At 65.5% G+C, this 13720-nt stretch carries 12 protein-coding genes and 2 tRNA genes; 6 read left to right on the top strand and 8 right to left on the bottom strand.

Annotated features, from left to right (window positions below; translation table 11 throughout):
* Window positions 1-18 precede the first annotated feature (18 nt).
* Window positions 19-1947 (bottom strand): VWA domain-containing protein, encoded by a 1929-nt coding sequence (locus tag NLM27_RS08500; protein WP_254142913.1) that lies wholly within the window; start codon window positions 1945-1947, stop codon window positions 19-21.
* A gap of 184 nt (window positions 1948-2131) precedes the next feature.
* Window positions 2132-2722, bottom strand: coding sequence for an RNA polymerase sigma factor (locus tag NLM27_RS08495; RefSeq protein WP_254142912.1), 591 nt, complete (start codon window positions 2720-2722; stop codon window positions 2132-2134).
* Window positions 2723-3011: 289 nt separating this feature from the next.
* Between NLM27_RS08495 and NLM27_RS08490 the strand changes: the two genes are divergently transcribed.
* Window positions 3012-3085, top strand: a tRNA-Gly gene (locus NLM27_RS08490).
* A gap of 412 nt (window positions 3086-3497) precedes the next feature.
* Here the strand turns inward: NLM27_RS08490 and NLM27_RS08485 are convergent.
* On the bottom strand, window positions 3498-3695 hold the full coding sequence (locus tag NLM27_RS08485; protein WP_254142911.1) for a hypothetical protein: 198 nt from the start codon (window positions 3693-3695) through the stop codon (window positions 3498-3500).
* A 198-nt stretch (window positions 3696-3893) separates the two neighbouring features.
* Between NLM27_RS08485 and NLM27_RS08480 the strand changes: the two genes are divergently transcribed.
* Complete coding sequence (locus NLM27_RS08480) at window positions 3894-4268, top strand: YciI family protein (protein ID WP_254142910.1); 375 nt, start codon at window positions 3894-3896, stop codon at window positions 4266-4268.
* Here the strand turns inward: NLM27_RS08480 and NLM27_RS08475 are convergent.
* Entirely contained in the window at window positions 4235-4828 is a 594-nt protein-coding gene (locus NLM27_RS08475; RefSeq protein WP_254142909.1) for a TMEM175 family protein, read from the bottom strand. The two genes, NLM27_RS08480 and NLM27_RS08475, sit on opposite strands and share 34 nt — an antisense overlap.
* A 126-nt stretch (window positions 4829-4954) precedes the next feature.
* Here NLM27_RS08475 and NLM27_RS08470 point away from each other — a divergent pair, with 126 nt between their 5' ends.
* Entirely contained in the window at window positions 4955-7012 is a 2058-nt protein-coding gene (locus NLM27_RS08470) for an ATP-dependent helicase (protein WP_254142908.1), read from the top strand.
* A 61-nt stretch (window positions 7013-7073) separates the two neighbouring features.
* Here the strand turns inward: NLM27_RS08470 and NLM27_RS08465 are convergent, their stop codons facing one another.
* From NLM27_RS08465 to NLM27_RS08455, 3 genes are read right to left on the bottom strand one after another with little or no spacing between them, the layout of a single operon-like run.
* Window positions 7074-8321, bottom strand: a complete 1248-nt coding sequence (locus NLM27_RS08465; protein ID WP_254142907.1) for an amidohydrolase family protein — start codon at window positions 8319-8321, stop codon at window positions 7074-7076.
* Between the two features lie 17 nt (window positions 8322-8338).
* Window positions 8339-8872: a GAF domain-containing protein gene (locus NLM27_RS08460; RefSeq protein ID WP_254142906.1), complete on the bottom strand. Its 534-nt coding sequence runs from the start codon at window positions 8870-8872 to the stop codon at window positions 8339-8341.
* Window positions 8869-10227, bottom strand: coding sequence for an MFS transporter (locus NLM27_RS08455; RefSeq protein ID WP_254142905.1), 1359 nt, complete (start codon window positions 10225-10227; stop codon window positions 8869-8871). Before NLM27_RS08455 ends, NLM27_RS08460 begins: the two co-directional genes overlap by 4 nt.
* A gap of 111 nt (window positions 10228-10338) precedes the next feature.
* On the opposite strand from NLM27_RS08455, the gene NLM27_RS08450 reads away from it, so the two are divergent.
* A complete protein-coding gene (locus NLM27_RS08450) occupies window positions 10339-11265 on the top strand; it encodes a LysR family transcriptional regulator (RefSeq protein ID WP_254142904.1) in 927 nt (308 codons plus the stop codon).
* Between the two features lie 146 nt (window positions 11266-11411).
* Entirely contained in the window at window positions 11412-12443 is a 1032-nt protein-coding gene (locus NLM27_RS08445) for an LLM class flavin-dependent oxidoreductase (protein ID WP_254142903.1), read from the top strand.
* A 121-nt stretch (window positions 12444-12564) separates the two neighbouring features.
* Here the strand turns inward: NLM27_RS08445 and NLM27_RS08440 are convergent.
* Window positions 12565-12650, bottom strand: a tRNA-Tyr gene (locus tag NLM27_RS08440).
* Between the two features lie 207 nt (window positions 12651-12857).
* Here NLM27_RS08440 and rlmB point away from each other — a divergent pair.
* Window positions 12858-13688 carry a 23S rRNA (guanosine(2251)-2'-O)-methyltransferase RlmB gene (rlmB, locus tag NLM27_RS08435; protein WP_254142902.1) on the top strand — a complete coding sequence of 277 codons (831 nt, stop codon included), beginning with the start codon at window positions 12858-12860 and terminating at the stop codon, window positions 13686-13688.
* Window positions 13689-13720 lie beyond the last annotated feature (32 nt).

The following is a 13720-nucleotide window of genomic DNA, read 5'->3' as shown; positions in this document are numbered from 1 at the left end:
CATATGATCCAAAATTGATCACGGGCGCAGCGGCTGCATTGCGCTCGCAGTCTTGGCCGCGCGCACCAGCTGAAGGAACTCCGAGCGATAGCCGTAAGGATCGTCGCCGCGCGCTGCCGAGGCGATACGCAGCACGTCGTCATAGCCGAACTGGCCGGTATGCTTTCCGCCACGCAAGATCTCGCCGAACGCGGCCACGCTGGTTGCGAAGCGGGCATCGAGCGGCGCGTCCTCGAAGCGGCCATGCTCCGATGCGCGATCGACCGGTGTGCTGATCAACATGCTGCGATCCGATCGCGGCAGCTTGTAACGGATCTTGACGAAGGCGTATTCGGCCGGCGACGCGCCGTTCGCTGGAGCTTGCGCACCATATCGAAGATCGTCGACCAGCCGAGGCCCGCCGACGGGCACGATGTCGTAGAGCGCCGTCACGGTTTGCCCCGAGCCGACGTCGCCGGCATCGACCTTGTCGTTGGCGAAATCGTCGCGATTGAGAAGTCTGGTCTCGTAGCCGATGAGCCGATATTCGGCGACCGCTGCGGGATTGAACTCGATCTGGATCTTCACATCCTTGCCGATCGGAAACAGCGTCGAACTCGCCTCTTCGACCAGCACCTTGCGCGCCTCGTTGATCGTATCGATGTAGGCAGCCACGCCATTGCCGTTCTGCGCCAATGTCTGCGCCAGCGCGTCGTTGTAATTGCCGGCACCGACACCGAGCACGGACAGGAAAATGCCCTTTTCCCGCTGGCGCTCGACGAAACTCTTCAATTCGCCCTGGTTCGTGATCCCCACATTGAAGTCGCCGTCGGTCGCGAGGATGACGCGGTTGACGCCGCCGGCGTCGAAGTTCTGCGCCGCAAGCGTATAGGCCTGCCTGATGCCTTCGGCCCCGGCCGTGCTGCCGCCCGCCTCGAGCCGATCAATCGTCGCGAGGATCTTCGCTTTCTCGGAGACGGAGGTGGGCTCGAGCGCCGTGTCGGCATTCCCGGCATAGGTCACGATCGCGATGCGGTCCTCGGGTTGCAGCTGGGTGACCAGCATGGCAAGCGACTGTTTCACGAGCGGCAACCGGTTCTGCGGCTGCATCGAGCCCGACGTATCGATCAGGAAGACGAGATTGGCGCGCGGCCGGCTCGTCTGTTGCAGCGCATATCCCTTGACGCCGATGCGGATGAGCTTGCGGCCTTCCGCCCAGGGGTTCGGAAACACGGCAACGTTGGCCCGGAATGGCTCGTTCGCCGATGCGGGCGCTTCATAGGCATAGGGGAAGTAATTGATCAGCTCCTCGGTCCGGACGGAGGCGGCCGGCGGCAGGATGTTGCGGTTGAGCTGTGCGCGGACGAACGCGTACGACGCCGTATCGACGTCGATCGAGAATGTCGAGACGGGCACATCGCGCGCGACCTTGAAGGCGTTCTCCGGCGCATTCGCAAACTTGTCGCGGCCGACAGGCTCGTGTTCGCGCTGGCTGTGGTCGCGCAAGACGTCGACCGGCGCCGCCTGACGCACAGATGCTGACGGCGACATGCGCGTGCCGCCGTCAGCAGTGATGCCATGGCGGCTGCGCGCGTCACCAAACGGAATGAGACCCCGCACCTGGTCGGGCGCCCTCGCGGAAAATGCCTGAGGAGCGGCCCTGCTGGCGACCTGGCTCTCCGCGTGCGGTCTGGCGGGAGGCGGCGCCGCCGTAACCGCAGGCGCGGCGGCTTCCTGGATGGGCTTTGCGGCCGGAGAGGCTTCGACCGGCGCTTGCGGCCGGGCCGGGCTGTCGCTTTCCTTCTTTGCCTGCACTGTCGAAGGAGCCTGAGCGACCTCGTTGCTCGCCAGCTTCTGTTCGATGGGTGCGGCGACGTCCTGCGACGACCGCATGAGATGGAGATAGGCGCCCGTCCCGGCAACAACGCAGGCCAGGCTGGCAGCCAGGAAATATCGCGTACGACTCATGACAGACCTCTCGCGCGACCGCCGCAAGGGCGCGACGGTTCGCTCGATGAGACGGATGTCGGTCGGAATTCCTTGGCCGTTCTCGGCACTCTTTTGATCGAAGCGCAGCAACGCCTGTTGCACGGCAGCGTCGCGTACTTCTGCCGCCGGCGGCGGAGGATCGGGCAAACGCATGCTGTTGGGATCAGAACTCATCGCCAATGTCCTTTGCGAGACCCGCCTGCCGCCTCACCTCGTGCATGCGGCCGGAGATGGTCGATTCGGAGACCCCGAGGGCCGCGGCGGCCTCCGCATGCGTCATGCCTTCGCCGGCCACGAGCACGACCGTTTCCCGCAGCAGCGGCGAAAGCCGCGCCAGCTCGCTCGCGAGCCAGCTGCGACGAAACAGATCCCGGCCATCCGGCGGCGCCGCCATGTCGGCCAGAACGGCAAGATGGCCTTTGAAGCGCGTGAAGGTCGAACGGCGCCGATGATGGTCATGGCAGGCGTTGCGCACGATGCCGACCAGCCAGGTCGTGAACTTAGCCTCACCTCTGAACGAAGCGATCCGTTCCACCAGCGCGCAGCAAACGTCCTGGCAAATATCCTGCGCGTCGGTCCGGGAGCCGGTCATGCGCCACGCAACGCGGTGCATGAGGTCGTAGTGACGCCGCAACAGGGCCTCGAATGCGGCCCGGTTGCCCTGCGTGGCCAGACTGACGAGGTCGCTGTCCGTGGGGCCGCCGTCCGGCGGCTCCGTCACCTCTGCCGTCGTGAGCTGAATGGTGCGCCCCATACCCTGTCCTCACGGCCGACGGGATTGAGCGACGCAATGGGGATCGTCACCCAGTCCTGCGGCCGGTCCCGTCCATGACCGCGATCGCAAGCGCTTTACCATAGCAGTTCCACCCATAAGCCGGGGCGCCGGAAGGAGATTTCCGGGCATTCACGCCTTCAGACGAACGAGACGCCGGAATCCTTGGCCAGGTTTGAAAAAATTTCGGGAGTTCAGGCGGCGCGAGGCGGCAAAGCGGGCATTCGGAGCAGTTGAGACCGCCGTCCGGCCGTGTTAGGGAGCCTCCGATGCGGGTGTAGCTCAATGGTAGAGCAGCAGCCTTCCAAGCTGAATACGAGGGTTCGATTCCCTTCACCCGCTCCAATGATTTCAAAGATTTGGCGAGAGGGCCTGGATATCCATCCCGGCAAATCGGCTGCATTACACGTCCTGATGCTTAATGGTTGTCGCGTCCAACCGGACCGCGCCATGTCGAACGCCGCACCCGTTCCCACCTCCGGCGCCGCCCCTTAACAGTGGCGGCCTTACAACCTATATTGAAATCTCCCGAAACCAACGAAAGGAGGTGATCCAGTGTCTTATCTCAAGCGCTGTCACCTCGCTGGGATCGCCCGCTAAGCCCTACTCTAGCAAGGGCTTGGCATCGGGGCGCTCTCAGCCCTGGACCAGCGAGCAAGAAATCGGGCGCGACGGGGCTTCCCCGCCGCGCCTTTTCTTTTGTGGATTTGCCTTGGAGCAGGCACGGCGCGATCGGCACACCTTTCCGCATCATGCTTCAGAAACCGAAGATGTTGAGCACGCGCGGGCGTTTGCCGCGCCGGCTCTCCACGATCCGCTCGCCGCCATTCTCGGCCGAGCTGCCGTAATAGCGGTGATGGCCGGCCTCGTCGTGCAGATCGGCCGGCTCCGATTGTCCCGTCCGTCGCGCGTCGCAGATGATCTTGCAAACGGTCTTGATGGTGTGACCCGACATTGCCGCCTCCAGCGAAAACCTTGTTGTTGTGGTCATCAGTCGCGACCGGTTCCGGCAGCGTTCACACGGCAAGGCCGCAATCGGGTTTCAGGACGGTTTCGTCGCTTGCCGGCCACGTAATATTTTGCTTTCCCGATTGTCGGCGCGGACGGCCGTGCTACGTCCTTGGGACCTGCGCAGAACAGAAACGAGGTGACGATGCTCTATGCCATCCTGGCCTATCACGTCGAAGACGAGGTCATGTCCTGGACGCCGGAGGAAGACGCCGCGGTCGTGGCCAAGGTCATCGAGGTTCAGGCACCCCTGAGGGCAAGCGGCCAGTTTGGACCGGCCGCCCGTCTGGATGAGACCCGTAAGGCCCGCACCTTGCGCGGCCCCGGTGCGGGCATGGTGCTGGACGGCCCGTTTGCCGAGACCAAGGAGCAGCTTCTGGGCTTCCATTTGATGGAATGCGCCACCGAGGACGAGGCGATCGCGGCGGCGCGGAAGCTGCGCGCGGTCAATCCGACTGCGGTCTACGAGATCCGCCCGGTCAAGCTTTACGTGCCGGCCGATGGGTTCGGCGCGACGTAGAAGCGCTGGATCAGGAGCCCGCCGAAGGCGATGAACCACACGAAGGGTGCGATATGCGGCGCAAACGCCGCAACGATCGTGCCCGGGATGAACATGGCAAGCGGAAACATCGAGGCCATGATCTCGCGGCCCCAGCCGCGCAGGATGGTCCACCACAGCCAAGCATTGAGGCCGGCGATCGCGGTCAGGTGCAGGCCGTAGAGCACCGCGACCGCGCTGCTCATGCTGTAGTTGGTGTAGAGGCCGTTGGTCACCGGCAGCAGCACGATGGAGAGCAGGAAAAACAGATTGAGGATCACCATCCCGCGGCTGCCGACGGGCTGGCGTGCCAGCCGGCGGTGATGGCTGATCCAGAACACCCCGGCGATGATGAAACTGAGCGCAAAGCCGGCGAGCTTGCCAGAATAGACCCGGGCGAGATCGTTCCAGTCGGGCGCGGTGGTGAAGACCGCGGCCTTGGGCAGGTCGTAGGCCAGAAGCGTCATGGCGACACCAAAAATGGTGTTGCTGAGCGATTCCAGCCGCCGCATCTCGAACTGGTCGGACTTGAGCTCGGTCATGCCGGGTGCGCTTTTCGGGCTGGAACCTTGGGCCGTCTTCCCCCTAAATCTTAATTCCAGCTCCGTCCAGCTGCATTGCGATTCGCGACGGGATCGCCGACTCTTACCCTTTCACCGGGGCGATTCGTGGCGACATATCTGGACACGCTCAATGCGGAGCAGCGCCGCGCCGTCGAGCATGGCGTGGCCGACGGTGCGACCGTTGGCGCCCCCCTGCTCGTCATTGCCGGTGCCGGCTCCGGCAAGACCAACACGCTCGCCCACCGCGTCGCGCATCTGATCGTGGCAGGCGCCGATCCGCGCCGCATCCTGCTGATGACGTTCTCCCGCCGCGCCGCGGCCGAGATGGCGAGCCGGGTGGAACGTATCGCCCTCAAGGTGCTGGGCGAGAACAACGCCGCGATCATGCGCGATGCGCTCACCTGGGCCGGCACCTTCCACGGCATCGGCGCGCGCCTGTTGCGCGAATATGCCGAACGGATCGGCGTCGATCCCGCCTTCACCATCCACGACCGCGAGGATTCCGCCGACCTGATGAATCTGGTCCGGCATGAGCGCGGCCTGTCGAAGACCGAGAGCCGTTTTCCGGCCAAGGGCACTTGCCTGTCGATCTATTCGCGCTGCGTCAATGCCGAGATGGAGATCGAGAAGGTGCTAGGAGTGCACTATCCCTGGTGCGCAGGATGGGCGGCCGAGCTGAAGGGCCTGTTCGCAGCCTATGTCGAGGCCAAGCAGGCCCAGCACGTGCTCGATTACGACGACCTCCTGCTCTACTGGTCGCAGATGATGAGCGATGCGCTGATCGCCGAGGAGATCGGCGGCCGCTTCGATCACGTCCTGGTCGACGAATACCAGGACACCAACCGCCTGCAATCCTCGATCCTCCTAGCGCTCAAGCCCGACGGCCGCGGCCTCACCGTCGTCGGCGACGACGCCCAGTCGATCTACTCGTTCCGCGCCGCCACCGTGCGCAACATCCTGGAGTTTCCGCAGAGCTTCTCGCCCCGCGCCGAGATGATCACGCTCGACCGCAATTACCGCTCGACCCAAGCTGTGCTGGCCGCCGCCAACGGCGTCATCGGCCTTGCGCGCGAGCGCTTCACCAAAAACCTCTGGACCGACCGCACGTCCGGACAGAAGCCGCAGCTCGTCACCGTGCACGACGAGGCCGACCAGGCCCGCTACATCGTCGAGGAGGTGCTGGCCAACCGCGAGCAAGGCACGCTGCTCAAGCACCAGGCGGTGCTGTTCCGCACCTCCTCGCATTCGGGGCCGCTGGAGATCGAGCTGACCCGACGCAACATCCCCTTCGTCAAGTTCGGCGGACTGAAATTCCTCGACGCCGCGCACGTCAAGGACGTGCTGGCGCTGCTGCGCTTTGCTGAGAACCCGCGCGACCGCGTCGCCGGTTTCCGCATCCTGCATCTGTTGCCGGGCATCGGCCCCGCAACGGCGCAGCGCGTGCTCGACCAGATGGCTGACAGCACGGACCCGCTGCACGCGCTGGGCCAGCTTCCGGTGCCGGCGCGCACCGGCGCCGACTGGACCGACTTCGTTCGCACCGTCGAAAACCTGCGCTATTCGGAATGGCCGGCCGATCTCGAACGCGTGCGGCTCTGGTACGAGCCGCATCTTGATCGCATCCACGAGGATTCCGAGACGCGCCGCGCCGATTTGATGCAGCTCGAGCAGATCGCGAGCGGCTACGCGTCGCGCGAGAAATTCTTGACCGAGCTCACGCTCGATCCGCCGGATGCAACCAGCGACAAGTCCGGTCCCCCCTTGCGCGACGAAGACTACCTGATCCTCTCCACCGTCCATTCGGCCAAGGGCCAGGAGTGGAAGTCGGTGTTCGTGCTCAACGTCGTCGACGGCTGCATGCCCTCCGATCTCGGCGCCGGCACCAGCGCCGAGCTCGAGGAGGAGCGCCGCCTGCTCTATGTCGCGATGACGCGCGCCAAGGACGATCTCCACCTTGTCGTGCCGCAGCGCTTCTTCGTCCACGGCCAGGCCGCCAAGGGCGACCGCCACGTCTACGCCTCGCGTACCCGCTTCATCCCGGAGCAGCTGGTCTATCTGTTCGAGCGCACCGCCTGGCCGAAGGCCGCCACCGGCGCGGCCCGCACTGCCGCGCAGGGCCCGAAGATCGACATCGGCGCGCGGATGCGGGGGATGTGGCGGTAGAACGGCTTGTTTTGACGCGTTTTCTTGACGCGAACTGGTGTCCGCTTCGCTCGAAAACGCTTTAGGCGTTCAACCTGTCGAACTGGACCTTGCCTGCCTTCATCACCAGCGGGATGCGCTCGCCCTGGCCGAGCAGGCAGGCGACATCGCGTAGCGGGTTGCCGTCGACCACCAGCAGATCGGCGATGGACTCGGGCGCGATACGGCCGAGCTTGCCCTCCATGCCGAGCACCTCGGCGCCGATCAAAGTTGCGCTGGCGATGACGGCGCGCGGCCCGAGAATCTCGGCGCGGATGCGGAATTCGTCGCTCTGAAGACGCTGGGATGGCCCGAGCAAATCGCTGCCGAAGCCCATCTTCACGCCGGCGTCGCGGTAGATCGCGAGGGACCGCAGACCAGCGTCGCGGACATCGGCGATCTTGGCCACGCTCTCGGGCGGCAGTCCATATTGGGCGCCCTCGTTGGCCAGCGCTTCATAGGTGACGAGCGTCGGCACCACATAGGCGCCCTTCTCGGCCATCAGGCGCGCAGTCGGAGCATCGACCAGATTGCCATGCTCGATCGTGCGCACCCCGCAGCGAACCGCGCGTTCGATGGCAGCCGCGGTGTAGGCATGGGCGAGCACGTAGGTCTGGCGCCCGCCCGCCTCCGCGACGATGGCGCGGATCTCGTCCTCGGAGTAGCCGAAGGCGCCGACCGGATCGGTCGGCGACGCGACGCCGCCGGACGCCATGATCTTGATCTGGTCGGCGCCCATCTGCAGCTCCTCGCGCGCGGCCTTGCGCACGCCATCGACGCCGTCGGCAACGCGCGCCAGCGCGCCGACACGCACGCAGCACGGACACGGCGCGTCGCTCGCCAGATAGTCCGAGCGCGCCCGCATGTCGCCGTGGCCGCCGGTCTGGCTGAGCGCGCGGCCGGAGACGAACAGCCGCGGGCCGTCGGTGAGGCCGGTCTCGATCGCCTGCTTCAGCGCATGGCCCGCACCACCGGCATCGCGGACGGTGGTAAAGCCCCGCCGCAGCATGCCGCGCAGCAGCAGGGTCGAGCGCAGCGTCACCAGCACGTTCGGCATGTGCACCTGCTGTGACAGGTTGAGCTCGACCGCCACCGCATGCACATGCAGGTCGATCAGGCCGGGCATCAGCGTCTTGCCCTTCAGGTCGATCGTGCGGTCGGCTGCGGCCTGGAGCGGCCGGTCGGAGACCTCCTTGATCACATTATCCTCGACCAGCACGTGATGCCCCTCCAGGAGGTCGGGCTGGAGCGGATCGAGCAGAGCGGCATTCTTGAAGAGCGTACTGGGCATGATCGTTTCCTGTCTGGTCAGGACTTATCCGATGAAGAGTTGGCTGTCGTCAGCAGCGCGGGTAGCGCGAGCTGGGCAAAGGGAAGACAGGCGGCGACGTCGTCCTCGCCGTACCAACCGGCCTCATGGAGCAGGTTGAGCGAGCCGAGCGTGCGGCCGCGCCAGCGCACGGGCATGTTCAGCACGCTCTCGCAGCCGAGCGAGGCGATCAGCTCGTGGTCGGGAAACACGCTGCGCAGATCATCGCGCGTCCGGCCGACATAGGCCTCGCCGCGATCGAGAACGGCCTCGGTCCACGGTCCCGGCGCCAGACGCTTGCGTCCGCCGGTCGGGTACGGGCCCGGGAGATTGGAATAGACCCGCGCCGCTTCGCCGCTATCGCCGTCATAGGTCAGGATCGTGAACAGCTTGTGCCCGATCGCCGACCTCGTGGCTTCGTCCAGCGCCGAGAATAGCGCAGCCGGCTGATCCACCCTGCCCTGCGCCGCGGCGACGGCGTAGAGCCAGGGATCGGGCTTGCAGGGATCGGGCTTGGGTCTGGTCCGAGTCACGCCACTTCACCCGCTGCAATCTCTTCCAACGAGCGGCCGCGCGTCCGCACGCCCATCAGAACGACGGTCACCGCGCCGACCAGCAGCACGCTGGTGGTGATGCCGAACACGCCGGCAAAGCCGAAATTGGGATAGAGATAGCCGACCAGGATCGGCGAGACGATTGCGCCAATGCGGCCGATCGCCGAGGCGAGGCCGGCGCCGGTGGTCCTGACCGGCGTCGGAAACACTTCCGCCGTGTAGGCGTAAACGCCGGCATAAGTGCCGTTCATGAAGAACGACAGGCAGATGCCCGCGAGCATGATCTGCTGGTCGCTCTGCGCGAAGGCGAGCCCGAGCGCGCTGGCGCCGCCGAGCACCATGTAGGACGCAATGGTCGCCTGGCGGCCGATGCGTTCGTTGAACCAGGCGGCGCTGAAATAGCCGGGTATCTGCGCGCAATAGATCGCGATCGAATAGGCGAAGCTCTTGGTGATGCTCATGCCGTTCTGGACCAGAAGGCCGGGAATCCAGACGAAGAAGGAATAATAGCTGAAGGTGATCGCGAGCCACATGATCCAGGTCATGATGGTGATGCGCGCCTGCCGGCCGGCGAGCAGCGCGGCGAAATTGGCCAGCAGCGTTCCCCCGGCGACGGGCGCGCTGACCGCCTCGACGATCGGCTGCGGCAGCACGTGACCCTCACGGGCAAAGCCGGCTTCGATACGGTCGAGCACCGCTTCGGCTTCCTTCTGCCGGCCCTGGCTTTCCAGCCAGCGCGGCGATTCCGGCAGCGCCCTGCGCCACCACAACAGCATCACGACCGGCACCGCGGTGATCACCAGCACGATACGCCAGCCGTTCTCATAGGCGGGAACGATGAAGTAGCCGAGCAACGCCGCCGCGACGAAACCGAAGGAGAAGAAGCCGGCCAGTGAGCCGGTGAAGCTGCCCCGGAAGCGCCGCGCCACGAACTCGGCGAGATAAGGCGCGATGATCGCGCTCTCGGCGCCGGTGCCCATGCCCGCGACGACGCGGGCCGCGAAGAAGGACGACCAGCTGTCCACCGCCGCGCTGACGATGGACGCGGCACAATAGAGCGCCAGCGCCGACATCATCACCGCCCGACGGCCGATCAGATCGCCGAGCGTGCCCGCCAGCAACGCGCCGAACAGGAAGCCGATATAGGTGCTGCTGCCGAGCACGCCGATCTGCACGCTCGACAAGTTCCAGGTCGTGCGCAGCACCGGCAGGATGAACGCCAGCACGGCTGCATCCATCGCGTCGAACATGTAGCCGAGCCCGCCCATCAGCAGCAGATGCGTGTGGAAACGTGCGAATGGAAGGCGCTCGATGCGCGCCGATATCATCGACATGAAAGTCCCCGTCAGTCTGGCGGCCCGGCGCTCCGCGTGTCGCTATGGGGAACCATAGACAAAGAGATATTATCGTCATAATTTATAATTATGATCTAGTACATCACTGTGGTGAATGTTCTGTCGTTCCGCTCGCTCGACCTCAACCTGCTGAAAGTCTTCGAGGCCCTGATGACCGAGGGCAGCGTCACGCGCGCGGCCAACGCGCTGCTGATGACGCAGCCGGCGGTCAGCAACGCGCTTGCGCGCCTGCGCGACGCGCTCGGCGATCCCCTCTTCGTCAGGTCCGGCACCGGCATCCGTCCGACCCAGCGCGCCGTCGTGCTGTGGGAGCCGATCGGCGAGGCGCTCGAAAGCGTCCGCGGCGCGCTCGACGAGCAGGTGTTCGATCCGCGCCGCGCGCAGACCGAGTTCAGCCTGTCGATGTCGGACTATGTCGCCTCGCTGGTGATGCCGAACCTGCTCGGTCATCTCGCCAAGGTCGCGCCCAAGGCGCGCGTTCATACCGTTCCCAACACCATTCTGGAGATCGCCGACCAGCTCGAGGACAACAGGGTCGATTGCGTGCTCAGCGTCTACGTCAACGAGGCGCAGCAGCCGGCCGCCATTCGCTCACGCTCGCTGTGGACGGTCGACTACGCCTGCTTCATGCGGCGCGGCCATCCCCTCGCGGCGATGAAGCGGCTCGGCACGCGCAGCTTCCTCAACGCGGGGCACGTCGATGTGAGCCTCGCCGGCAAGACCCTGCCGTCCTACGATCTTTTCCTGGCCTCTCGCGGGCTGTCGCGCAATTTGGTCGCGACCGTCAATCACTACAGCGCCGCCTACGAGGTCGTGCGCCAGTCCGACCTGATCGCCGTACTGCCGAGCGACCTGCGCTCGCAATCCCGCCACGCGCCGTTCCTGCACGCCATGCCGCTTCCACTTCGCGCGCCGACGCGCATCGTCAGCCTGTTCTGGCACCAGCGCAACGACACCGTGCCGGCACAACGCTGGCTGCGCGAGACCCTGGTCGACATGTTCGCCGAGGCCGGCTGACCGCGGGCACGGGCTCGACATCATTCAAAAAGGGAAACGATGGGTTTCTCGGAGCAGCATTGCTGCACCTGCCTCAGCGGCCTAGCTCCACCGCAAACGATCCCTTCCCGTAAATCGCAAAAGCCGCGCCCGCAGAGACCCCATCAATGACCGCACCGCTTCAATTCGGACTGGATACGTTTGGCGACGTCACCAGGGACGCCTCCGGCGCCTTGCTTCCCCACGCGCAGGTGATCCGCAACGTCATCGACGAAGCCGTGCTGGCCGACGAGCTCGGTCTCGACTTCATCGGCCTCGGCGAACACCACCGCGCCGATTTCGCGATCTCCTCGCCCGAAGCCGCGCTCGCAGCCATCGCGGCGCGCACCAAGCGCATCCATCTCGGCTCGGCCGTGACGGTGCTGAGCTCAGACGATCCCATCCGCGTCTTCCAGCGCTTCGCCACGCTGGATGCGCTCTCGAACGGGCGCGCCGAGGTGATCCTCGGTCGCGGGTCCTTTATCGAATCCTTTCCGCTGTTCGGCTTCGACCTGCGCAAATACGAAGAGCTGTTCGAGGAGAAGCTCGACCTGTTCGCAGCGCTATTGTCGCAGAAGCCGATCAGCTGGGAGGGCAAGCTGCGTCCGCCGCTGCGGGATCAGCTGGTCTATCCGCCGGTCGAGAACGGCACGCTGAAAACCTGGATCGGCGTCGGCGGCAGTCCGCAATCGGTGGTGCGTGCCGCGCATTACGACCTGCCTTTGATGCTCGCAATCATCGGCGGCGATCCCGCGCGCTTTGCGCCCTATGTCGATCTCTATCACCGTGCGTTCAAAGAGTTCGGCCGCCCGGCCCAGCCGATCGGCGTGCACTCGCCCGGCTATGTCGCCGAGACCGACGAACAGGCACGTGAAGAGCTGTGGCCCGATTACAAGGCCATGCGTGACCGCATCGGCAAGGAACGCGGTTGGCCGCCGATGGGCCGCGACGAGTTCGTCAGCGAGGCCGAGCACGGCTCGCTCTATGTCGGTTCGCCCGAGACCGTCGCGCGCAAGATCGCGAAGACGGCCAAGGCCCTCGGCATTTCGCGGTTTCAGCTGAAGTATTCGGCGGGACCATTGCCGCATGAGAAGCTGATGACGAGCATCGAGCTTTATGGGCGGAAGGTTGTGCCGATGGTGCGGGAGATGATGGGGTGACTCGCGCTTAGAGCGAGTCCGCCTACGCCCTCCGGGCTAGGGCGGGACAGCCTTCGCTAGCTACGCGTGACGGCGATTTGGGCTGGCTTGCCCAGCCGTAGCTCGCGAAGCGAGCGAAGGCTGGTGGGGGAGGCAGGACTCGAACCTGCGAAGCCATGAGGCGGCTGATTTACAGTCAGCTCCCTTTGCCACTCGGGACACTCCCCCGCTCGACGGCAGCACAATCGGGCCGGACCTTGCCGGCGGACCGAAGACGGCCATGGAACGTGAAGGCCGCGACAGCCCGGATGGGGGCGCGACCGGGCGCGTTTATGGGCGATGCGGTGGGGCAAAGTCAACCGAGGCGAACAGCTAAAATCGCCCTCGCGGGCACCCAAATTGCCATATTCCGGGACCCGTGACACAAGCGGACCCATGAAGGATCGAAAATTCACCCCCAAGGGTCCCCGCGGTGGGGCTAAGCCCTTCAACAGGCCCGGAAAATCGGCTGGCCGCCCGGCCTGGCGCGACCGCGATTCGCACCCCGACGGGCCGGTCATCCTCTATGGCTGGCACACTGTCACGATGGCGCTCGCCAACCCTGCGCGCCGGATCCGCAAGCTGACGCTGACCGAGAACGCAGCGAAGCGGCTTGCGGACGAAAATATCGAAACCCGCGTCGCCCCCGAGATCGTCCGGCCCCAGGAGATCGACCGGCTGCTCTCGCCCGACGCCGTGCACCAGGGCCTGCTCGCGGAGGCCGATCCCCTGCCCTCACCCGACCTCGAGACGCTGAAGCAGGAAGGCATGGTGCTGGTGCTCGACCAGATCACCGATCCCCACAATGTCGGCGCCATCCTGCGCTCGGCGGCAGCCTTCGCGGTGAAGGCGATCGTCACCACCGCGCGCCACAGTCCGGAAGCAACCGGCGTGCTCGCCAAGGCTGCCTCCGGCGCGCTGGAGCTGGTACCGATGGTGACCGTACAAAACCTCGCTCGCGCGCTGACCACGCTGAACGAACTCGGCTTCCAGACAGTCGGCCTCGACAGCGAAGGCAGCGAGGACCTCTCGGACGTCGCGCTGCGCGAGCCGCTCGCGCTGGTGCTCGGCGCCGAAGGAAAGGGTCTGCGGCAATTGACCCGCGAGACCTGCAGCGTCGTGGCGCGGCTCGACATGCCCGGCGAGATCAAGAGCCTCAACGTCTCGAATGCCGCCGTGCTCTCGCTCTATGTCGGTGCGAGCCGGCTCGGGCTGATGAAGCGGTAGTGCCATCGCGCCCGCTTGCATGAAATCCGGGC

This window comes from Bradyrhizobium sp. CCGB12 (assembly GCF_024199845.1).
GTDB lineage: Bacteria > Pseudomonadota > Alphaproteobacteria > Rhizobiales > Xanthobacteraceae > Bradyrhizobium.
The sequence above is the reverse complement of the archived record's forward strand: the minus strand, read 5'-3'. Positions and strand labels throughout refer to the sequence as shown.